At 47.6% G+C, this 21,976-nt stretch carries 17 protein-coding genes; 5 read left to right on the forward strand and 12 right to left on the reverse strand.

Annotated features, from left to right (window positions below; genetic code table 11):
* Positions 1-10: 10 nt before the first annotated feature.
* The 5 genes from OL444_RS23245 to OL444_RS23265 all read right to left on the reverse strand — a co-directional run bounded on the left by OL444_RS23245 (position 11) and on the right by OL444_RS23265 (position 8,192).
* Positions 11-1,219, reverse strand: a complete 1,209-nt coding sequence (locus OL444_RS23245) for a hypothetical protein (protein WP_264729446.1) — start codon at positions 1,217-1,219, stop codon at positions 11-13.
* Positions 1,219-2,985, reverse strand: coding sequence for a DUF4397 domain-containing protein (locus OL444_RS23250; protein WP_264729445.1), 1,767 nt, complete (start codon positions 2,983-2,985; stop codon positions 1,219-1,221). The genes OL444_RS23245 and OL444_RS23250 overlap by 1 nt, the downstream gene beginning before the upstream one ends.
* A 1-nt stretch (position 2,986) precedes the next feature.
* A complete protein-coding gene (locus tag OL444_RS23255) occupies positions 2,987-6,466 on the reverse strand; it encodes a carboxypeptidase-like regulatory domain-containing protein (RefSeq protein WP_264729444.1) in 3,480 nt (1,159 codons plus the stop codon).
* A gap of 83 nt (positions 6,467-6,549) precedes the next feature.
* Complete coding sequence (locus tag OL444_RS23260; RefSeq protein WP_264729443.1) at positions 6,550-7,530, reverse strand: FecR family protein; 981 nt, start codon at positions 7,528-7,530, stop codon at positions 6,550-6,552.
* A gap of 80 nt (positions 7,531-7,610) precedes the next feature.
* Positions 7,611-8,192, reverse strand: coding sequence for an RNA polymerase sigma factor (locus OL444_RS23265; RefSeq protein ID WP_264729442.1), 582 nt, complete (start codon positions 8,190-8,192; stop codon positions 7,611-7,613).
* Positions 8,193-8,612: 420 nt separating this feature from the next.
* Here OL444_RS23265 and OL444_RS23270 point away from each other — a divergent pair, with 420 nt between their 5' ends.
* Positions 8,613-8,789 carry a hypothetical protein gene (locus OL444_RS23270; protein WP_264729441.1) on the forward strand — a complete coding sequence of 59 codons (177 nt, stop codon included), beginning with the start codon at positions 8,613-8,615 and terminating at the stop codon, positions 8,787-8,789.
* 88 nt (positions 8,790-8,877) lie between these two features.
* Here OL444_RS23270 and OL444_RS23275 read toward each other — a convergent pair whose 3' ends face one another.
* The 4 genes from OL444_RS23275 to OL444_RS23290 all read right to left on the reverse strand — a co-directional run bounded on the left by OL444_RS23275 (position 8,878) and on the right by OL444_RS23290 (position 15,103).
* On the reverse strand, positions 8,878-9,972 hold the full coding sequence (locus OL444_RS23275; protein ID WP_264752039.1) for a serine hydrolase domain-containing protein: 1,095 nt from the start codon (positions 9,970-9,972) through the stop codon (positions 8,878-8,880).
* A gap of 238 nt (positions 9,973-10,210) precedes the next feature.
* Positions 10,211-10,756, reverse strand: coding sequence for a hypothetical protein (locus OL444_RS23280; RefSeq protein ID WP_264729439.1), 546 nt, complete (start codon positions 10,754-10,756; stop codon positions 10,211-10,213).
* Positions 10,757-11,021: 265 nt separating this feature from the next.
* The gene (locus OL444_RS23285) at positions 11,022-12,884 is read right to left on the reverse strand and encodes an Ig-like domain-containing protein (RefSeq protein ID WP_264729438.1); all 1,863 of its coding nucleotides are present in this window, start codon (positions 12,882-12,884) and stop codon (positions 11,022-11,024) included.
* A 119-nt stretch (positions 12,885-13,003) separates the two neighbouring features.
* Complete coding sequence (locus OL444_RS23290) at positions 13,004-15,103, reverse strand: immunoglobulin domain-containing protein (protein ID WP_264729437.1); 2,100 nt, start codon at positions 15,101-15,103, stop codon at positions 13,004-13,006.
* A gap of 364 nt (positions 15,104-15,467) precedes the next feature.
* Between OL444_RS23290 and OL444_RS23295 the strand changes: the two genes are divergently transcribed.
* A complete protein-coding gene (locus OL444_RS23295; protein ID WP_264729436.1) occupies positions 15,468-16,421 on the forward strand; it encodes a terpene synthase family protein in 954 nt (317 codons plus the stop codon).
* A gap of 152 nt (positions 16,422-16,573) precedes the next feature.
* On the opposite strand, the gene OL444_RS23300 is transcribed toward OL444_RS23295, so the two are convergent.
* Genes OL444_RS23300 through OL444_RS23310 form a run of 3 tightly spaced genes read right to left on the reverse strand, consistent with a single transcriptional unit; the run spans position 16,574 to position 19,150 of the window.
* On the reverse strand, positions 16,574-17,341 hold the full coding sequence (locus OL444_RS23300) for an ABC transporter permease (protein ID WP_264729435.1): 768 nt from the start codon (positions 17,339-17,341) through the stop codon (positions 16,574-16,576).
* A gap of 1 nt (position 17,342) precedes the next feature.
* A complete protein-coding gene (locus tag OL444_RS23305; RefSeq protein ID WP_264729434.1) occupies positions 17,343-18,110 on the reverse strand; it encodes an ABC transporter ATP-binding protein in 768 nt (255 codons plus the stop codon).
* A gap of 14 nt (positions 18,111-18,124) precedes the next feature.
* The gene (locus tag OL444_RS23310; RefSeq protein WP_264729433.1) at positions 18,125-19,150 is read right to left on the reverse strand and encodes a pentapeptide repeat-containing protein; all 1,026 of its coding nucleotides are present in this window, start codon (positions 19,148-19,150) and stop codon (positions 18,125-18,127) included.
* A gap of 240 nt (positions 19,151-19,390) precedes the next feature.
* On the opposite strand from OL444_RS23310, the gene OL444_RS23315 reads away from it, so the two are divergent.
* The 3 genes from OL444_RS23315 (at position 19,391) to OL444_RS23325 (ending at position 21,905) form a co-directional block, all read left to right on the forward strand.
* On the forward strand, positions 19,391-19,999 hold the full coding sequence (locus OL444_RS23315; RefSeq protein ID WP_264729432.1) for a TetR/AcrR family transcriptional regulator: 609 nt from the start codon (positions 19,391-19,393) through the stop codon (positions 19,997-19,999).
* Between the two features lie 73 nt (positions 20,000-20,072).
* A complete protein-coding gene (locus tag OL444_RS23320; RefSeq protein ID WP_264729431.1) occupies positions 20,073-21,335 on the forward strand; it encodes an MFS transporter in 1,263 nt (420 codons plus the stop codon).
* 6 nt (positions 21,336-21,341) lie between these two features.
* Entirely contained in the window at positions 21,342-21,905 is a 564-nt protein-coding gene (locus OL444_RS23325; RefSeq protein WP_264729430.1) for a cysteine hydrolase family protein, read from the forward strand.
* Positions 21,906-21,976: the final 71 nt, after the last annotated feature.

The following is a 21,976-nucleotide window of genomic DNA, read 5'->3' on the forward strand; positions in this document are numbered from 1 at the left end:
CTGGATGAACTCAATACACCGGCGCCGGATATTTTCGCTGAATGGTGGTGAGGTATACGGAGCTATTCACGATTTCAATGGTATTAACCGTTGCGAATGTGCGCGGATTGTAGGTCCCTGAATGTACATTCACCAGCAGGTTGGGTAATATCAGGCCGTTGGCGAGATAGGTAACGCCCCCTATATCCACCTTTCCATTCAGCAGGCAATTAATGGCGCTGAAATTTCCGAAAGTAAGTTGCCGGCCTGCAACAGATCCATTGTAGGGATTGTCGGCAGCATCTATACCAGGTGTTACTAATTCAAACCGCTGCCACATATCTGTCCGGATGTGATCTGTAGCGACATCCGCCCATAGGGGAAAGCTATAGTAAGTAGCCGGCCGGGCATTTCCCAGATCCCGTACCAACTGTCCCAGGTATACGTTTTTAAATCCGGTAAGCGCGGGCGACTGCCCCGGGTTTGTCTGGGTTTTTAAAAGCGTCAGGTAAATGTTCATACTATCTTTGATCCCACTGAGGAACGACTTCAATGATGCGCGCAAAGGCTTCAGATGTGCATCTGCTTCTACAAAACCGCTGGCGCTGTAGTTATAAAAGTTGATATAGGTGGTGGAATCAGACAGGGATAGTTTGTGAAAATTTTCCTGTCGCAACAACATCCCACGCGCTTTGGTATTAAAATCCTTTTCCAGCACATGCAGGGTATATACTTCTCCTGCGGTGAGATCAATGGTTGTATCCAGCAATACGTCCCGTTTCAGTTTTTCCTCCAGCTGAAAAAACGGGATGGTGTTGTAGCTGCGGTAATAGAACATGATCCGGATTTTTCCGGAAGGCACCTGTGCCCAGCTGCTCAGATCAAATCCATTTAATATAGGGCCTACCAGTACGGTTTCCTTACCGGGATATTCCGGATTATGTACCGAACTGCTGTTACCGATATGAGAAGGATAAGGGGGCGCATAAGGGTCGCGTTTATCCAGAAAATCACCTACGATCTCTCCACCTACCGGTAAACCGGCAGCATCTATCTCGGGGTTAATGATCATGCACAAAGAAGGATATTTACTGTCTTTCGTATCCATGCTTTGCACATAGTTCAGGTCATTGAACACACGGAGGTAGGCAGGTGCATCGATTTTAGTATATTCTGTTTTCCTGCACCCGGCCATCAGCAATAATATACTGAAGGCCCATAATAATTGTTGCTGTTTCATTACCTGTTATGTTTAACAATGATCATTTTTGCTTTCTCCGCTGCTGGTACATCCTTGCCGGTACGGCCAATGAGCGCGATGGTAAAAATCCCCGGTTCCTGCGTTGGCACCGCCCTATGCACGGCTTCATACAATTCCCGGCGGGCAACAAAACGATCGCTGTTCAGCACCGTTATATCCTTTGCCCAGGCGCCGGGTACTACGTCGGGAGCAGAACGGTAAGCCATGATTTCATACGGATGATAAAGCAGCGTGTTATTGTGGATGTAAGGCGACGTTGTAACAGGGATACCTGGTTGCAGATTCACTGCCGCCGTACCGGCCGAAAGGCCATTCCCAAACGTGAAGGTGAGGTAGGGAATATCCTGCGAAAGATTCAGGAAACGCCTGTCGAACATAAAATCTTCCCGCACCTGTTTGAAAACAAGCCCTCCATTACTCCCATTATTGACAGTACCGGCACTATATAATTGCCCGCTCAGTTCATTGACCACCAATACCAGCTTCGCTCCTCCCTGTACATCCGGGTAAAGCCATGCCGTATAATTTTGTCCCGGCCGTAAGGTATATTCAGCGGCGGCCAGCACTGCGCCGGCGGCATTCAACGCTTCTACACGGGTATTCCCCTGTACATAATTGCCATAGGAAGAAGGCTGGCCGTAAGCCAGCTGACGGACCAATACGTTGCCATTCACCCGGAAGCTCACGCCGCCGGAACCTGGCAATACATTACATCCCTGCAGGCGGAAATAAGTGGTATTAGGCGGTGCGCTCACATCTGTGATCACCCTGAATCCATTCTGTATAGCCCCTCCCCGCTGCTCCTGCGCGGAAACCAGGTAGTCGAAACTGTAGGGAGCAACAACGATGGTATAAATGCCACCCGCCTGATAACTGATAACAGGTGCAAAAGTGAGATCAGATAATACCACCTCTCCGTTGCTGGCCAAACCGATGGAAGAGGTAGGCGGATCAATCAGTCTGTTGTCCGGCGACAAGGCAGCAGCTCCCGGTATCTGCCGGCCATCTGCTGTCAGTACCTTGAACTGATAGGCACCATAGGGTAGCTCTATATATTCAGACACCCGCTGTGCCACACTGATGTTGGTAGTTTTGTCAGACACCGGCAGGCCATCTGCATAAGCCAGGCTTACCGGACCTGTCAGGTCTTCTATCTGACCACGGGGGGAAATAATATCCTCTTTAGGCTTTGCACACAGGTTGAGGATACGAATCTTAAAATGATCCGGCCGGGAAGGTTGGGTAACGCCTCTTTCTATCTCTACATAATCCGGCTGGCCCTCCGCGAGGTGCTGGCTAAGCAGCAGATAATAATCTTTAGGGTGTTGATAGTCATCTTTGATCGTCAGTTCCGGTAAACTGCCATTCGCTCTGTCTGCATCCAGCTTCAGCAACAGGGTACCATCTTTACGGAACAGGTCCTGCGGGATCTGCCAGCTGCTTCCCAGCCGGCCGTCTTCGGGAAAATAAGCAGTGCCTGTATATTTGAATGCATCCGGATCATTGGGAGAACGATAAACATAACTGGTTAACTTTTCACCATTGGCCACTACATCTACATAACCGCCCATATTCACAATACGGGTAGCCGATGGGGCACGGTTAACGGTGGTCACCCGGTTGTCCGGCCGGTTATCATTGATTTCTTTTTTACATGCTGTGAAACCAACCATCAGTACCAGCAAACATAGTGTCTGGGCGAAGCTGCGTGGTACCAGCAGCCGTCCCGGAATATTCGTTATCATCTTAAAACAGTTTATAGGTAAAACCAAGCATCATTTCGGCGCCACGCTTGTAACTACGATTGATGTATTCATTGCCATACCATTTGCCACCGGTGCCCGCATTGGCATACACCGTTTTCACAGCAGGATTTAATACATTCTTGGCATAGCCTTTAAAAAATATCCGCTTACTCAATTGCTGACTTAAAACAAAGTCCAGTACGGGCACAGGTTGTGTAAACAGATCCGGCTCACCGGTCAGGTTGATCTGTATGAGCCGCTCTCCTACCATATTAAATGTGGCGGTAAGATCAGTACCGGTTTTCTTGTTGTTGTAATTCAGCCAGGCATTAACGGAATAAGGCGCCTGCTCAAACAGCGGGCTGTTTTTAGGCGTATATCTGTCCAGCGAACGATTGGCAGTATAACGTTCCGCCGATTTTTTGATATCACTTTGTGCCAGTAACAGATTAGATCCGAGGAAGAAGTTCGTCAACGGATCCCACCATCGCCCGAGGTCTTTTACGATCTCCAGTTCGATACCCCATACCCGGCCAATGTTCGGATCATTCTGAAACTGAATGGTAGGAAACTCCGGGTAGGTAGCGGCCAGACCATCTGTTTTCAGGTTAAATACTTTCACCAATTGATTTTTTATCTGTTTCCCGAAAAGAGATACGGCGATCACCTCTCCTCTGTTGGGAAACCATTCCCAACGAAAATCCAGGTTCTCCGTATACTGGTTTACCAGTCCGGGATTACCCACTACCAGTCCCATCTGAAAGGCATCAAATTCAAATACATTGGTGATCTCCCGCAACTCCGGTCTGGCCAGCGTGGTGTTGAAGGCAGCCCGGAAATTCATATTCCGGTTGAGGGTGTAGGTAAGGTTGGCTGAATAATAAGGTTTATAGCCTGTTTTATACGCTGCATTGGGCTCAGAAGGCACCAATGGCGTCTTCCCTCCACCAGATCCAGGAACGGTCAGTGCAGGGTCTAAAAACACATCAGCGGTATCTACTGCGGAACCGATATCGGTCATTTCAAAACGTACGCCTCCGGCTACCCGTAACTGCTCCGTCAGTTGCAGGTCCACCATGCCATAAAAAGCATTGGTTTCATAATAGCCGCTGTAGTTATTGGGCGACTTCCGGCTGTTATACATAAAACCACTGACAGGCGCCATTCCATCTCCCTGCTGACCGGTAGATAGCTTTACTCCCACGATATCATTGCCCACGAGGCGATCCGGATTTCCTTCCGCATCATAGAGCGGAATGGCTTTATCCCGGTTAAAATTAGAGCCGGGCAGCAACAACTGATTCTCCCGGAAGGTACGGTCGCGAAACAGGTAGTTCACGCCCGTTTTAAATTCCTGCCGTTGTCCCAACAGTTTAAATGGAAGTGCCAGATCTACCTTGTAGTTATAGTTCACTTCATCCAGCTGACGCCAGCGGCGGCCATTCGGTTCTGCCTGAATAGTACCATAGGCGCCAAATCCATTAACATAACCGGAAGTCAGCGCATATAAATGTTTCGTATATACGTACCGCTCCCCATTCTCTCCGCTTAAAGCAGGCCGTTTGTACCAGCCGCCTCCTTTAGGGGTATAATCAGCCATGCTGAGAAACCGGTAATCCGGGTTGTTTTGTCCGGAACGGGAAGTGGCCACGTTATAACTTAAACGCGGGGAGTACGCGCCGGGCAGGAACTTATGTTCGCCCTGCAGGTTAAATGTATTCAGCGTCCGGTACGACTGTTTCAGGGAATAAATGGTGCTGCCTACTTCACCTGGTAAACCGGTATATTCATAGCGGCCCTGCATGTGGGTGGCCACATTCTCTCCGCCCCAGCTACCCATGTATTGCATGCTGATTTCATGCCGGGGAGAAAACCGATAGGTTAATCCTGACAATACTCCATAGTTGAGCGTTTCTGTACCGGTATTTTCCTTATAGGTTTGATACCGGCCCATATACAGGCTGTTGGAAGTAATATAATTGGGGATATTGCGAAAGCTGTAGATATCCGGATTGCCTGTTACCACGCCCTGATAGATACTATATTGGGTCAGGTCACCACCCCGGATATCGGTGATCCGGTGGTAGTAATTTCCACCCAGAATAACGCCCAGCTGATGTTTTTTAAATACCGTAAACCGGTTGCCATAGGTAGCGGAATATAACTGATTCAGGGGCGCCTTACGGTAACGGGTACTCATCACCGGGTCGAAGCCCTGCATGATGCCATTCACCCGGTTTACCTCCTTCCAGCCATCAATGCTGTAGTGACTATTCTGCACCATCTTCTGTATGCCATCAGGTCCATCGGGATATTCCTGCGCCAGCGCTTTGAATGCCGGCGAGAGATTTTTGTGGTTGATGCGGTTGCCCAGAAACCCCATTTCACTGTTCCAGAAACTATTATAGCTGCCACCCGCTACATTGGAATTATAACCGGTTTGCACCACCACTTCCAGCGTGAGACTGTCGGGAACAGACTTTGTTTTCAGCTCCACGATACCAGCCGCCGCATCGGCTGGTTTATCGGGAGTGACGGTTTTATAGATAGTAATGTTATCCAGCAAAGAAGCCGGCACCAGGTCGAGCGGAATAGCGCTTTTATCCGGATCAGAGGAAGCCAGGCGCACACCATTGAGCTGGCCAATTACACTTCTGTCGCCCAGGCCGCGCACGGCCACATATTTATCATCCGTTACCGTTACACCCGCCACCCGCTGCAATGCCTGGGTGGTGGTGATGCTGGCGGTACGTTCGATCTGCTGGGCAGAAATAGCATCCTGCACAATTGCTGAACGGCGACGTTCGTCCAATACCGCAATTTCGGTATTGGTATGCCGGCGTGCCTGCACCGTCACTTCACTTAACGTAGAAGAAGTGGCCTGCAACACAATGATTAAGCTACCGGAAGCAGCATTCACTGCCACTTCCTGCATCTTATAACCCATATTGGAACATTGCAATACGCCACCTTCCATCGGAACAGCCATCGCAAACAATCCGTTACCATCACTGATAACGCCGGTCTGGCTGCCTTTCATCCGGATGGTTACACCCGGTAACGGCGTTTTGTTATTATCCAATACCTTACCGGCAATGCGGAGCTGTTGCCGGTGTTGCTGGGCATCTTCCGCAGTGGTTTTCCGGATGGCGATCCGGCCATTCATCCACTGCCAGGAAAATCCATTGGGGCGAAGCACTTTATCCAGTATACCGGATAAGGGCTGATTTGTAAATACAAAAGTGATCTTACTGTTTACCGCCTTCAATTCACTCGGTTGATAATAGAATGACATGCCGGTGGTTGTCTCCAGTTTTTTCAGACAACTGAACAGGTCTTCTTTTTCAAAGCGGATACTCAGACGGGGATCAGCAGATTGCCAGGCATAGGCCCCTGTTGTCCGGAACAAGCATAAAAGACAAAACAGTAATATCCTGTAATGTTTCAGGTGGTAAGATGATCCTGTTAAAAAATTTTCCATTTTTATTTTCTTTAGTTTCAGGCATGCCGCTCCCATCTATTGCAATGCAATATTTTTTTTATTGTCAATAACCGAAAGCTTGCTTATTTTTTAATTACCACGGTACTGTCCCGGGTGACGGTATATTTCAGACCAGACGAAAAACAAATGACGTCCAGTATTTCTTTTTGTGATTCATTGCCATTAAACGCACCACTGAAAGTGGCTGCTTTTTTTATTGCATTTACCCCGATGGTCATCTTCATATTGTAATGCGCCTGTAGTGTTTTCAACACCACTTCCAGCGGCGTATCATGGAATATCAGCACATTTTTGTGCCAGGCCGTAGCAGCGGCAGCATCTACATATTCCCGTACTTCCAGCAACCCGGAAACGTTGTTGTAGCGCGCCTCCTGATTGGCCGTCAGGATGGCCGGTGAATAACCCGCACATTGCACCTGTACTTTTCCGGTAGCTACTGTTACGCCTATACGCTGTTGCGACGGTACATTCCTCACTTCAAATGAAGTACCCAGTACCTTAATATCTAACTGACCACTGGCCACTACAAAGGGCCGCTTCACATCAGGAGCAACATTGAAAAAAGCCATCCCGGATAACCGGGTTTGCCGCACATGCCCACGGTAACGGGACGGAAAGCTGATCGCCGAATTAGGCGCCAGATTCACCATACTACTATCGGGCAATACAATACGTTTAATCTCATAGGGGCCTGTTGTTTCCTCTTTCCAGGCAATAGGCGACAACTGATCCAGGATATCATCACGCAACAGAAAGCCCGCTATCGTAGTACCGGCGATAAATATCCAAATAGCAGCCACCCTGAGCCACCAGGATCTCCTGGCATAAAATGCAGGATGGCTGCGGAAGCTTCCACTCCCCCCTGCCTGCTGGTCAATACTACTCCAGATGCGCGCTTTCGTTTCCGTTTTTTCCTCGTCAGAAAAATCTGTCGCTTCCTTTTCAGACAGCAACATATAGGCTTCCACCATCTTCTTTTCGTGCGGCGACGCCTCCTGCTGCAGGAATCTTTCCAACAAGGCGGATAACTGATGTCTGTTCATGCGATACTTCGATACATTAAAAAATAAAAGGCGCTTTATGATAAGCGCCTTTTATTGTTATTTAGTACCGGGGTCCTATGTTAAGGGAACATTAAGTCTTTCAGGAGTAATAATAATACCGCTTCAAAAACCGGTTTTCTCAGGCGGGAAAGCGCCATCGTCAGCTGATTCTTTACGGTTTGTTCGGAGAGGTTCAGCTTTTCAGCAATCGCTTTGATAGAGTAATCTTCCTCCCGGCTTAGTTTGTAGATGAGTTGCATACGCCCGGGCAGGTTACCGACTTCTTTATTGATGATGTCGTTCAGATCTGCCAGCGATAGTTTTTCCAACACTCCGCTGAATACGGGCAAGGTGTATTCCGTAACGGCAGATATTTCTTCCCGGCTGGCCGACATGTTCTTTAAGGCAGCCAACACTTCATAATAAACGGACTTATATAAATAGGCCTGTATCGACAACTGAATATTTTTTGCACTGCGGTGTTCCCATATCTTCATAAAAACATGCTGTACAACATCTTCGGCATCCTGCTTCGACTTTAAACGCTTCCATGCAAACAGGTACAGCCCTTCCCAGTGCCTGTCGAACAACATCCGGAACGCAGCTGCATCCCCCTCCTTTATTCGTTCCAGTAATTGATGGTCATCTAAAACATTATCCATATGATGGGTAATAAGCAGCTATAAAGATAAAGTTCATTACCTTTTTATGCAGTCCAAATAAGGCCTTACCGGTAATTTATTGGAAACTTAACATTCGGGAGAAATGACAGCGTACTATTCAGATGTGCGATTCAGCAGCTGATTAAAGTATTGTTTAGTAAGCATACAACGTGATTATGCCCCATATTCAACGGTTCCTTTTACGGTATATGAACGGTATTCCTTTTCTCACAGGCCGACATACATGACAATTTCATATCCCCACCAGCGTCCCGAAAGCACAGCACGCTATTCCCTGTGGTAGCATCGCACGGAATAGCTGTAACTTGACTGCATCAATAGGCTTTTCTTCCATGCATCATCTGTAATTCCCCCGAATGGGCACATGTACACTATTACCTCATCAGCAAATCTCTTGTCATGAAAAACATCTGTATCTCTGGCAAAAAACTGACTCGTCAGGACATGCAACGTATTAATGGTGGCCAGCAATCTGCTGCCGGCTTATGTTTCAATTACACCAACAACTGTACGCCTTGTATCGCGTCCGGCTGCCGTTGTAATTATCAGCAACCAGGTCTTTATTTGTGCCTGTAAATCCCGACAGCTGTCTGAAGGCAACCATTCCGGTGGTTGCCTTCCCTATATGCGCTTGCTCCTATAAAAACAGTAACAAGGTATCGGACTATTTTAGCTGCTCCAGCAATTTTCCAGCAATCGCTTCCACCGGCACCTGTTGATTAACAGCCACTGCCACAAAGGCTTTTGTAGCCACATCATATACGACCAGTGCCCGGTAATCTTCCGTTCCTCCGTTGTGGCCTATCCAATAATTTTTTGTCTGATTTATTTCGTGGAAGTCAGACAGGATCATGCCCCGCCCATAATACATGCCCTTATCAAACATCGGATACAAATCATGCAAACGCTCCTTCGTCATTGGAAGACTACTGATCTGTCCTGTGAGTAATGCATGCAACAGTAGCACCATATCTTTTGCATTACTAATAATATTTCCAGCGCCCAGCGGTGTGGAATAATCTTCCATTATCGTATATCCGTCTACGTGACCAATTGCAAGATTATCCGGGCGCTCCTGCGGCATTAATACACGTAGGGAAGCAAGATGAAAGGGGGTAGCCATCCTGTCCTGCACAATTTGTGCAAACGTCTTCTTTTCTATTTTCTCTGCTATCATTGCCAGCAAGAGATAACCGGTATTACTGTATGCCCAGTATTCGCCGGGCCGGAATAAATTGTTGCGGGCCGTCACCAGCTCCAGTAACTCCGGTGGTGTATAATAACGTTTGCTGTTATGAAAGGTGGAATCATGATTGAAACTATACAAGCCACTGGTATGTTGCAGCAATGCATCGATGGTAATATCCTTTGCATGCTGGAACTGGGGGAACCAGTCAGCGAGTTTACTGTCATAGCTCAATTGCTGCTCCTGTACCAACATGGCAATGATGGTAGCGGTAATGAGCTTGCTCACACTGGCCCAATAAAACAACGTAGTCGTATCCACTTTTTGTTGCAGCGGCAACGAAATAAATCCGGTATCAGCCCGCCACAGGCCTTTCCCTGCTATCAGCATCGCAGCACTCATCCCCGGCATGCCGGTGAGGGCAAACAGCTGCTTCACCTGCTTATCCAGTTTATCTTTCAGTGGTCCGGGAACGGCACTATTTACCGGATAGTCAGCATGCGGATCCGGTAGCATATCAGCGCCTGGTGCGGCATGTTTGGGGGCACCTTTGTAGCGGGCCTGACTATACACAGGCTGCACAGTAAAACCGGACAGCCACAAAATAAATATACAAAAGCAGCCTGTATTTACACCTTTCATCTTATTTTTTTGATAACAGATTTTCCAACAACTACTAAAATTATAGGAAAGGATGTAAACCTCCATTTATAATGTACCGTTATTTATCAAGCTGTTGCTATAGCAAAGAGTAAGATACCAGGGGGGCGTGATGCGATGCTAAAAAAGGGGGAACGGGCAGGCATATACATTATTTTGTGATTTCTATCGCACCAAATAAAACAGCTGCGCCGTATTTGTCATGTGCTTCCGCTTTTGACAAAAACCGGATGGTGGTAATATCAGCCGGCTTTATAAATGCCAGCGCCGCACGTCTTTCCTTGTACGACTCCGAAAAAATTTCATTCAGTATAATCGGGATTTTATAAGGCAATGTGTCGATAAAGTGGCCGACCTGTTCATACACATAGCGTTCTAATTTTGTATTGATGGTATTGGTGACGAAAACTGAATCTGCCCGGCTGCCAGGCATGATCGCTGTGATGGTGGCTTTATCAAAGATCTTCCATTCTTTCGCCACTTCGAAAGTCCGGACATTCATTTCTATATGAATAACGCCATCTACAATTTTGAAATAGGAATAATCATGTCCCACTCCAGCATCTGCGGCCAGGATCAGGGGACCGGAAGACTTTAAAGGTATTCCATTAACCGATTGACTATAGGCTACCACCCCATTATTCAACAGAAAAAAAATGATCACCCATAAACGGGTTTTCCAATATTGTAAGTACATATGATATGGTATTATGTGATGGCGTGGAGCAACCATTTTTTATGCCCGGTTTGCTCCAACCTCATCCTACTAATCTCCTTTTATCTTTTAAATATGCAGCTTTATCTGATCTTAAATTATCGTGCATAACATTTCATTAACCAGTCCATAAACAGGATGTCCACTACCACCCGGGGAACGTCGCCAACGGCGCTCCTGTTCAACAAAAAATGCAGTGCATCCGTTGATGCACTGCATTTGATACGTCACAAAAAATCAATCCATTTTATAGTTTTATCACTTGCTCCACTACGGTATCTTTTCCGGCAATAACCCGGCAAAGATAAAGTCCCGATGGGATCCTGGAAACATCTACCGGAATCGTAAACGTACCCGGCAGCATGATTTCTTCTTTCACGGCAACAGGCTGGCTACCTTTGACAGGTATGAGTTGTATCAATACCCGGGCTTGTTGTTGTAATGTGAAGCGCACCGTGAGTTGTTCACTAAATGGATTCGGGAATACCCGCCATTCTTTTATCAAACCTGCAGATTTACCGGTTTCTTCCAACGTGGATGCGGATGTCTGGCAACCGGGTCCCGGGCCAACCAGTACAAGAACAGCTTTACGGTTCTCACTCACACAGCCATTCTCATTCACGGCTTCTAAGTAAAAGACGATACTGAAAAGTGCCTTCGCCACTACCAGCGTATCCGCATATGAGTCCACTTGTCCCTCTTCTGGCTCAGTATACCACCGGTACTGCATACCAGGTACCTTCTTTGCACGTAATACAGCGGTACCACCCGGACAAACTTTGACGGTATCTTTTACGGCAGCAGGTGTCGGTGGTAATGGCAAAGGAGTGGTAGTTACCGCCCTCCGCGCACTGGTACATCCATCGTGGGTAGCACTGATATAGTAGGTAACTGGTGCCAGCGCGATGAATCCAAATATGGTACCGGTGAACAAGGGCTGTGTAGCCGTTGCGCTATTATACCACTTATACTCAGTATTATGATCAGGTGTTTCTATTTCCATTAAACCAGGCTCCCTGAAACAAGCATTGGTAAGGGTTACCACCGGTACCGGCGGCACAGGTTTCACCGTTACACTGACGGCGGATCGCTGGCTGGCGCAGCCCAATGCATTCACGGCCTCCGCATAATAAACGATATTAGCTGTAATCGGCGGCGTGAGGAAAGTCGCGCCAGTGAAAACAGGCGTGCCCCCCACTTCCGATGTATACCATTTAAAAATATTACCAGATCCTATACTGGCTCTTAAAGAAGTGCGGGCACCCTTACAAACTGCCAGTGTATCTCCCAACACCAGCGGCGGAAGCGGCGCGTCCTTCACTTCTATCGGTACTTTTTTACGACTGCCTTCCGGACAGCCGGGTGCTGCTACGGTGGCTACATAATAAGCCCTGGAATTAAATAAAAACGGTGTCGTAAAATCAGCACCGGTAAAAACCGGCGTCGCGCTGGTATCACTATCGTACCAGTTAAACGTAGCGCCGGACGGTCCGGATGCCTGCAAGTAGGCCTTTGTAGCGCTGCATATACTTACCGGTTCATTGGCGACTACCGGTGGTGGAGACTGGCGGCCGGCATCGTGTATGTTGGCGGAACCGATTAATTGTACAACGGAAGTAAGGCGCACTTCCAGCTGGTTGTAGGGTTGCGTAGCCGCTATTTTTACCAGTGCTTTTTTGCCATCTCCCAGCTTTACCAACAGTGCAGGATCATTCAATGCCCTGCGATCATTATTGTACGTGCTATTCTGGTAGGTAGCTACCTGCACAGCAGCAATCTGATTTACATTGGCAGGAACCGCCGGAAAAGAAAGCGACAATACAATGGTATCCCCGGCTTTTCCGGAAAAAGGAAACACCAGGGTTTGTTGTACATACCCGCCCAATAATCCCACCAGCACTTTCAGCTGGGAAAAAGTAGCGGCGTCATTATCCACCGCCAATTGCGGATCCGTAACGGTACATCCCACACAAAGTCCGTTTATACTAAAGGTCTGACTAACGGCTCTCTCACAGGCAGCAGACTGCGCCTGGACATAGTTATGAAAAACCAATAATCCCAGCAACAAAATGAATATTTTATGTCGGCATAACGTAGTGAAACAATTCATATCATGTAGTTTGATCGGATGAATAATTAGTTCGCTTGTATGATGTGTGTAGCCATCGCCTGGTTATCCGGCACCGGCAAACGCAGGTGATCGTTACCAGAGAATAGCTGCCGGAAATTTTATGGTAACGGCATAGGTGTACTATTAGCTGGCACTGTTGTAGTAGCGGGCTTCCCAGCCCCCTCACAGTTATAGGCAGCCGCCACTTTCAGCAGCAGAAAATCCTCCAACCCATTATTGCCATCCGAAATATCACCGTCTGTAGAATAGGAAAATCCGCCCAGTATCAGTTCACCCGGCACCGTGGTGGTTCTCAGAGAATACAACAGATCAGCCTTACTGCCTCCCAACGTATAGCTACTCCCCAACCGGCCGGTATAGCTGATTAATAAAACCAGGAAATCATCTTCTCCTTTATTACCCGTTTTAATATCGCCATCTGCAGAACGGGTATACCCTCCCAGCAACCAACCACCCTTGACCGATTGTACGGTCGTCAGTATATCATAACTGCTACCACCATAGGATTTTTCCCATTCTTTGTTGCCCTGCGCATCCGTTTTTACCACCCAGAAATCTTCTAACCCTTTGTTACCGGTTGTTACGTCTCCATCTACAGACCGGGAGGTACCCGCCAGCAAATAGCCACCATCCTCCGTATACAACACCCGTTTGAGGATATCCGCAGCCCCGCCGCCAAAAGTTTTATTCCATTGCTTATTACCGTTGGCATCTATTTTAATGATCCAGTAATCTTCTGCGCCGTTATTACCATCTGTAATATCGCCATTGAGCGAACGCGTATATCCTCCCAACAGATACCCCGAATCCGGGGTGGCAGCGATGGATGTCAGCACGTCCACATCATTGCCACCAAAAGTCTTATCCCATAGCTTTACACCACCAGTTCCCAGCCGTACAATCCAGATATCGGACTTACCATTGTTACCATCTGTCACATCCCCATTCGTAGACCAGGTAGTTCCACCCAATAAATAGCCTCCTTCCGGACTGGCTACCACGGCATTGATCCGGTCATTACCGGTACCGCCAAAAGTCTTATCCCACAGCTTATTGCCTGTATTATCTACCCGTACAATCCAGGCATCTTCCCCGCCATTATTACCATCTGTTACATCCTTATCTGCGGATAAAGTATACCCTGTCAGCAGAAAACCATTACCTGGTGCTTTTACGGCCGCGTGCAATACATCATTATCGCTACCGCCATACGTTTTATTCCATTTTTTAGTACCCGTGGAATCTGTTTTAACCACCAGAAAATCCTGCTGGCCACTGTTGCCATCTGTCACGTCGCCATTCTGGGAAGTAGAAGTGCCGCAAAGCAGATACCCCACGTCGGTAGCAAGGCTTACATGATACAGGTCATCCAGCCCGCTACCGCCGTATGTTTTGTTCCATGACTTTGTAAACGTTCCGGCAGTAGGTGAAACCGTAATATCTACTTTTGTTCGGGTATCTGTTGCACAACCATTGGTGGCATCTGTTGTTTCGGCGTAATAAGTTGTATTACCCAAAAGCTCCGGCGTGGTAAAGTCAGCGCCTGTATATAGCGGTATACCACCTGTTGGCACTGTATACCATTTAAAAACGCTCTGTGCGGGTGCAATAGCATGTAAAGTAGTGTTCGTTCCCTCACATAACTTATCCGGTGTACTAACAGTGGGAAAAGCCCGGGAAAAATAAGCTGCTTTTATTGAAATAAGTTTATCGATATATGGATAGGGGCCTAACGCAATAATCACTTTATTGAATGATTCAGGAAATTGCCTGCGATAGATGGTGTAAGCATCCCCATCGAAGCGATTAAACCCTGTTATCAGAAGATTCTCCCGCTCAGTATCTCCATCGTAAATAAATATGTGGGCTTCGACAAAATAAGAACTAGCAGCACCTCCACTGCCAATAATAATAAAAAGGCTATCACCGGGATGAGAACTTTCCGGAAAAGTTAAAATCAGTTTTGCTCCTGCGTTAGCCGATTTGAATAAAAATGAAGCGCCTGTAGACAAATCATTATCCACCGCCAATTGCGGATTGGTAATAGCGGTAGGTCCGCTGACACTGGCGCTTGTAGCCCGCACACAATGCACAGGTTGCGACCGGGTAATCGACCCAAATAACAGTAATACGCTACACAGGGACAGTAAACGATATAGGTACTGGAAAGATACCTTACGCGTAAAAGTAAAGTACATGGTTAACAGATTAAATCATTATAAAAAACGGATCGCCAAGCTATAGGGTATATAAAGGGCACAAAACAAAATCAATAAGAAGGCTGATAAGTGAGTAAAATAGTGTTATAGGATTGCAGATGATTGTCTTGCGCAACAATATGTCTTATCTGACATCAAAATTAATACACACATATGTGGCAGGAACGCAGGCCCATCAGCTAAAATAGCGCGCTGCATTGCTGTCGGACAACACCAGGTATAAAGCCTGTCTATGGCCATAAAACCCACAGGATTCCTATAGAGAACAAAGACGCCGGTATATTTGTATTTCCTGCAAACCCTCCTTTCCTCCAATACCATTTTATCATGGAAATATTATCTTATGAACACTTCCACTACTATCCGGCTGGATTTTCCTTTTCCTTATCTGGTCAGTCCGCATATACATGCACTGGAAACTGAAATGAATCAGCAATTGCAAGCAGTACCCGGCCTCCACAAAAAACACCGGCAAAAACTGGCCGCCACCAGTGCAGCAGGATTTGCCTGCTATCTGTATCCGCATGCCGGCTATCAGCAGCTACAACTTATCAGCAGGTATACCCTATGTATGTTTATCAATGATGACCATTATCATGACTATCCCCCGGATAAATTGTTACCGGTACACCAGAACTTTCATCACGCCCTGCGCCAGGAAAGCTACCAGGCACATACTGCTACCGAAGCCGCCCTGTGTGAAATGCTGACAGCCATCGCCGCACAATCAAGGGCTCTGATGCCGGCCAACTGGCTCGATCAGCTGATAGCAAGTATCTTTGTATATCTTAATGGTACGCTGGCAGAAGCCCCTTATATTGAACAAACAGCGTTCATCCATTCAGCTGATTATCTGGCAGTGAGAAAAAAATCGGTGGGGGCAGCGCCTTATGTGACGCCTTTTATTGAACTCTCCCTAGGTATCGTATTACCGGAAGAAATATGGCAACATCCGATCCTGCAGCAACTCATCAGCCTCACTACCGATATCCTTATTTACACCAATGATATCCTGTCTTATCCGCAGGAAAAAACACAAAAGAACGAGGTGATGAACCTGGTACTGATATTACAACAGGAAGGAAAATCGGAAACAGCAGCGATCAGCGAAGTTGTGCAATTGCACCATACAGCCGTAGAAAAATTTGTCGCGATCCGGCTCGCACTACCGGATTTCGGCGCCTATACCGCGATGGTAGCCAACTGCGTATGGGCCCTGGAGAAAGTGATGCTGGGCAACTACCACTGGAGTTTTTATACCGGGCGTTATCTCACACCAGACATGCAACATCCATAACTGGTTTATATTTTCATCTTATTACTACCACGAAAAAGTTGGTAAAACCTGTTACCAGTTCTACCAACTACATGGCTTCGTTTAATCAACCGGGGTAAAATACGGTAACGATTATACGAAAATAATGATGGTTTCCTATTAACAAACAGCGGTTACACCCGCTTCCTGTATGCCCTCACTGCAAAGGCATAAGCTACGAGCATAATACCGATACACCACGCCAGCGCCACCCATATTTCAATGCCTACCGGCTGGTTGGACAGCAGGGCACGGATCGTTTCCACGATAGCCGTCACTGGCTGATTTTCGGCAAAGGCACGCACCGGCACCGGCATAGACGCCGTCGGCACAAACGCCGAGCTGATTAATGGCAGTAAGTGAATCGGATAGGCCACTGCCACGGCGCCATCCAACGATTTGGCGGATAGTCCGGCAATCGCCGCAATCCAGGTTAAAGCCAATGTAAACAGGGCCAGTATACCCACCACGGCCAGCCATGATAACACCCCTGCCGGCGAACGGAAACCCATCACCAATGCTACCAGTATGACTACAGCAATAGAAATGGCATTGGATACCAATGCCGTCAGCACATGCCCCCAGAGCGCAGCCGAACGCGCAATCGGCATGGAATTGAACCGCTCGAATATGCCCCGTTGCACATCATTGAACAGGCGATAAGATACGTAGCCGATGCTATTGGCGATGGCAATCAGCAGGATTCCCGGCAGCAGGTAATTCACATAGTTATCGGTGCCGGTATGAATAGCGCCGCCTAATACATACACGAACAACAGCATCATGGCAATGGGCATAATCGTCACCGTAATGATGGTGTCCAGGCTGCGTAATACATGACGCATGGAACGTCCCAGCATCACGCACATATCACTGAAAAAGTATTGATTGATCGTTTCCATTTTATTTGGTTGTTTTTTTACCGATGATGGCGAGGAATATTTCTTCCAGGCCCGGCTGTTTTTCAATATATTCCATCTTTGCAGGTGGAAACAGTTGTTTCAGTTCCGCGAGTGTGCCACTCACAATAATCTTTCCTTCATGCAGAATGGCAATCCGGTCGGCCAGTTGCTCCGCCTCTTCCAGGTATTGCGTAGTCAGAAATACGGTGGTGCCGTCGGCGGCCAGTTCCTTCACAATCTGCCAGAACTCCAGGCGTACTTCGGGATCAAGGCCGGTAGTTGGCTCGTCGAGGAAGATGAGCGGTGGTTTTCCCACCAGACTCATGGCAATATCCAGCCGGCGGCGCATACCGCCCGAATAAGTGGCTACCCTGCGGTCTGCGGCCTCGGTTAAACCGAAACGGTGCAGCAAATCAGTCGCCACCTGCCGCGCATCTTTCAGGTGCCGCAGCTGGGCGATCATCACCAGATTCTCCCGCCCGGTTAAAATCTCATCTACAGCGGCAAATTGTCCGGTCAGACTGATCGATTGCCGCACCTGTTCGGGTTTTGAGGCCACGTTGTAACCGTTTACGATAACGTTTCCCTGGTCTTGTTGCAGCAACGTGGTGAGGATCCGTACAATGGTGGTCTTGCCGGCACCATTGGATCCGAGCAGGGCGAAAATACTGCCTGTCTTTACTTCGAAATCTACCCCTGTCAACACGGGTACTTTCTTATAGGATTTTTTTAGCCCCTGTACGGAGATAGCTATTTCATTTTGCGACATGTTGATGAACTCCTTTATGATGTTAACAATGTGATACCCGTTAAATCTGCTTTTCCGCTTTTCAGAAAAGCATACGTCAGTTTATCCACCTGACAGTTCATAAACCGGAGCTGCTTCATGCTCCTGCTTTTACCTTTGAAGAAGATATTTGTCAGGGTGGCGTTTTGGAAGGTGATATTGGAAAAGGCACAATCTTCAAAAGAGCAGTCAGCCCAGGCGCCATCAAAAACCAGATCCGCCAGCTGCATCTCCTGAAAAGCAGTACGATGCCACACAGCATTCGTCAGGTTGCTGTGCAGCAGGGAACCTGATTTAAAGACGGTATCGGTAAAATCGGCGCCGGAGAAATCGCCACCTTTGATATAGCTGCGTAAAAACTCCGTTGCCTGCAGGGAGCTATGCCTAAACTGGCTGTTGTCAAAGTGTGTGCGTACTACGTGGTTGCCACTGATATCGGCGCCGGAGAAATCCCCCTCTTTGATATGACAACTGGTAAAGGTGCTTCCTTTCAGGGAACAGTCTTTAAACAGGTTGTTATGGAAGTGGGAATACTGCAGGTGACTGTTGCTGATATCTGAACCGGAGAAGTCACAACTATCCACATGATTACTTTTCAATAGCAGTCCGGCCAGATCTGCCCCAATAAACTGGCAGCGCTGCAGGTTGGAACCACTGAATTTCTCCTGCAGGTGCTTCAACCCGGAAAAGTCTGCGTCCTGCCAGTTTCCCCCAGACATATCCCAGCTACGCTTTTGCGGGAGCTTTGCCGCCGGCGATTCAGCCCCTTCCTCCGCCCAGGAGGCAGCATCTGTACTGTCGGTGGTCGCAGACGAGAAGTTCTCTGAAAAATAGTTCAGGTCAACGCCCAGGATTTCCGCCAGCCGGTTTAAAGTAGTAATATCCGGTAACGATTCTCCCCGTTCCCACTTCCCGACTGCCTGGGCACTGATGAATAGTTGTTGTGCCAGCTGAGCCTGTGAAATATTAATTTTTTTTCGTGCTTCGGCAATCTTGTTGCCAATTGTTTTATGCGCTAACATAGCCTCGGTTTATTTTATTTTTTGCTGTTACAAAGGTCTCTACCTTCCTGTTCCCGATCAAAAAAATGCCACTACCATTAGTTGTCGGACCACTACTCCTGGTTGTAAAACCACCACTACCGGTAGTTTTTGTGAAGATTGGCAGATTTCGGTCAACCCATTCATCATTTTGACAAAATTTGCAAATCTGTCAAAATGTTATACTTTTACAATTCGAAAATATATTTCAATCATTCAAACATGGCCCTTACACAAGAGGAATTACTCATCAGTCAGGTCTTACAAACCGCGCAACAATTATATCAACGGCACGGTATCAGGAAAGTAACGATGGACGATGTAGCCAAAGCTATCGGTAAAACCCGGAGCGCCCTGTATTATTATTTTAAGAACCGGGATGAGCTGTTTGAAGCGGTACTGTTTTCTTTGGTAGAAGAAGTGAAGCATGAACTGGAGGGTGTCATGCAGGCAGAAAAAAAGCTGGAAGCTAAAATCCGGGCTTTTTGTATGACTAAAATCAAAGGCTCCGAGAAAACCAGGAATTTCATGGCCGCCATAGAGTCGGGCATGGACCAGGAAGAACGTTCCCGGTATTCAGACCTTATGTCGAAAGTGCATCTGAAAATGATGGAGGCGGAAACGGTTTTGCTCAAGCAGGTGATCCGGGAGGCCGTTGCCAGTCAGGAAATTCCGAAACCCACGCCCGCTTCTCTGGACACCTTATTATTCGTATTCCTCAGCAGTATTCGCGGTATCCGGCGGGAGTCGGCCATAGAAGGCTATTCTCTGCAATGGGAAAATGGGGTCAATATGCTGGCACGGTTAGTAGCCAGGGAACTGGGTGCCTGATTTTTTTTGTCTAAGATTTGACGTTTTCCCATTTTTTGTCAAAAGTGAGTGTTTGATTTATTAATAGCCAGCGATGAGTATAAGTAGTGTCACAACGTTCAGGGCTTTCAGAAGTGATAATTTCAAGTATTATTATGCCGGACGTTCCATATCCCAATTTTGTACCTGGATGCAGCGAACCGCAGTGGTATGGATCATTTATTCGCTCACCCATTCTCCGTTTATGCTGGGCGTAACGGTATTTGCAGAGCAGTTCCCCTCGTTTCTCTTTTCTTTTGCCGGCGGCGTGGTAGCCGACCGTTATGATCGTGCCGCCATTATCCGCTGGACCCAGATAGCCGCAGTAATACAAACTGCTTTACTGGCCATACTCTTGCTGACCAATCACCTGGTGGTATGGGAGATACTGAGTTTAAGCGTAGTACTGGGTATCATCAATGCATTTGATGTGCCGGCGCGGCAAACCCTGATCAATCAGGTCGTACAGGAAGAAAGCGATGTTCCCGGCGCCCTTTCGTTAAGTGCTGCCATGGCCAGTGCCACCAAAGTACTCGCGCCCGCAGCAGCCGGTTTTATATTAGAGCACTGGAACGCAGGCATCTGCTTTGTGATCAATGCAGTAGGTTTTATGCTGGTAATTGTCTGCTTTTCGCGGATGAAATTAACACCTTACCAGAAAAAGATAACAGATAAGAAGATCATAGAAGAATTCAAGGAAGGTGTCGTTTATCTGAAAGAAACACCCGCCATTGGCTATGTAATTCTGATGCTTAGTCTGATAGGATTACTGGTACTGCCTTACGACACCCTGCTACCCGAGGTGGCCAAAGTTACTTTCCAGGGCGGCGCGGCCACTTTTGGTTATATCTCCGGCTTCATCGGGTTGGGCGCTGTATCCGGTACCATTATGCTGGCATCCCTGCAGAAAAATGATCAGCTCCGGCTTTACTTAATCCTCAGTACCATTGTACTCGGCCTTGGCCTGATCTGTTTTTCGCAGACAACCCACTTCCACCTGGCCATGCTATTCGTGGTATTTACCGGATTCGGCGCTGTCATGCAGTTTACCACCTGTAATATCATCGTACAATCTGAAACAACCCCGCACCTGCGCGGCAGAATCATCAGCATATTACTAACCGCTATTTTCGGTATGCTGCCATTGGGTAGTTTACTGACAGGTTATGCTTCTGAACATATCGGCAGCAACTATACGCTTTTAATACAGGGATTGCTGGCACTTCTTATTGCCGTGGTATTTTATCGGTTGTTTAATGCCAGCAAAAAGAAAAAAACGCCGGCGCCGGTGCGGGAACTTATCGCTAACGAAATCTGAACAGCCATGCAACACAACCACCCAACAGCTTTGCTGGTAATGGATGTACAAAATGCCATTTTACAGCGTATCGAAGATACCACCACCTTTGTACAAAAGGTGGCACAGGCCATTGCCCATGCGCGGGCGGAAAACATCCCGGTCATTTATGTAGTGGTGGCTTTCCGCGCGGATGCACCGGAAATCAGCGATCGCAATAAAAGCTTTGCAGCCTTCCACAACAAAGCCATGTGGACACCCGCATTCGCGGCCCAATGGGCACAGATTCATCCGGACCTGCAACCGGAAAACGGCGATATTATTGTTATCAAACGCCGGTACAGCGCTTTCACCGGCAGCGACCTGGAAGTAATCCTGCGCGCAAAAGGGATACAGCACCTGGTGCTGACCGGCGTCAGTACTTCTGGCGTAGTATTATCCACCGTTCGGGAAGCTGCCGACAAAGACTATGAACTCACCGTCATTGCCGATTGCTGTGCCGACAGAGACGCCGAAGTACAACAGGTATTAACCACCAAAGTATTTCCGGTACAGGCCACGGTAACAGATCTGGCTACCTGGATCAGATAATATGGCTCTTTGCGGGATGCACCTATACGCTATAAAAAAAGGCTGCTGTAAGTGAGCACTTACAGCAGCCG

The sequence above is a fragment of the Chitinophaga nivalis genome (assembly GCF_025989125.1).
GTDB lineage: Bacteria > Bacteroidota > Bacteroidia > Chitinophagales > Chitinophagaceae > Chitinophaga > Chitinophaga nivalis.

Excerpts from the sequence above, each read along its gene's own strand:
- OL444_RS23270 (WP_264729441.1), top strand. The coding sequence starts at position 8,613 with ATGAAAAACATCTGTATCTCTGGCAAAAAACTGACTCGTCAGGACATG.
- OL444_RS23280 (WP_264729439.1), bottom strand. The coding sequence starts at position 10,756 with ATGTACTTACAATATTGGAAAACCCGTTTATGGGTGATCATTTTTTTT.
- OL444_RS23250 (WP_264729445.1), bottom strand. The coding sequence starts at position 2,985 with ATGATAACGAATATTCCGGGACGGCTGCTGGTACCACGCAGCTTCGCC.
- OL444_RS23290 (WP_264729437.1), bottom strand. The coding sequence starts at position 15,103 with ATGTACTTTACTTTTACGCGTAAGGTATCTTTCCAGTACCTATATCGT.
- OL444_RS23295 (WP_264729436.1), top strand. The coding sequence starts at position 15,468 with ATGAACACTTCCACTACTATCCGGCTGGATTTTCCTTTTCCTTATCTG.
- OL444_RS23320 (WP_264729431.1), top strand. The coding sequence starts at position 20,073 with ATGAGTATAAGTAGTGTCACAACGTTCAGGGCTTTCAGAAGTGATAAT.
- OL444_RS23300 (WP_264729435.1), bottom strand. The coding sequence starts at position 17,341 with ATGGAAACGATCAATCAATACTTTTTCAGTGATATGTGCGTGATGCTG.
- OL444_RS23245 (WP_264729446.1), bottom strand. The coding sequence starts at position 1,219 with ATGAAACAGCAACAATTATTATGGGCCTTCAGTATATTATTGCTGATG.
- OL444_RS23260 (WP_264729443.1), bottom strand. The coding sequence starts at position 7,530 with ATGAACAGACATCAGTTATCCGCCTTGTTGGAAAGATTCCTGCAGCAG.
- OL444_RS23305 (WP_264729434.1), bottom strand. The coding sequence starts at position 18,110 with ATGTCGCAAAATGAAATAGCTATCTCCGTACAGGGGCTAAAAAAATCC.
- OL444_RS23310 (WP_264729433.1), bottom strand. The coding sequence starts at position 19,150 with ATGTTAGCGCATAAAACAATTGGCAACAAGATTGCCGAAGCACGAAAA.
- OL444_RS23325 (WP_264729430.1), top strand. The coding sequence starts at position 21,342 with ATGCAACACAACCACCCAACAGCTTTGCTGGTAATGGATGTACAAAAT.
- OL444_RS23265 (WP_264729442.1), bottom strand. The coding sequence starts at position 8,192 with ATGGATAATGTTTTAGATGACCATCAATTACTGGAACGAATAAAGGAG.
- OL444_RS23255 (WP_264729444.1), bottom strand. The coding sequence starts at position 6,466 with ATGGAAAATTTTTTAACAGGATCATCTTACCACCTGAAACATTACAGG.
- OL444_RS23285 (WP_264729438.1), bottom strand. The coding sequence starts at position 12,884 with ATGAATTGTTTCACTACGTTATGCCGACATAAAATATTCATTTTGTTG.
- OL444_RS23315 (WP_264729432.1), top strand. The coding sequence starts at position 19,391 with ATGGCCCTTACACAAGAGGAATTACTCATCAGTCAGGTCTTACAAACC.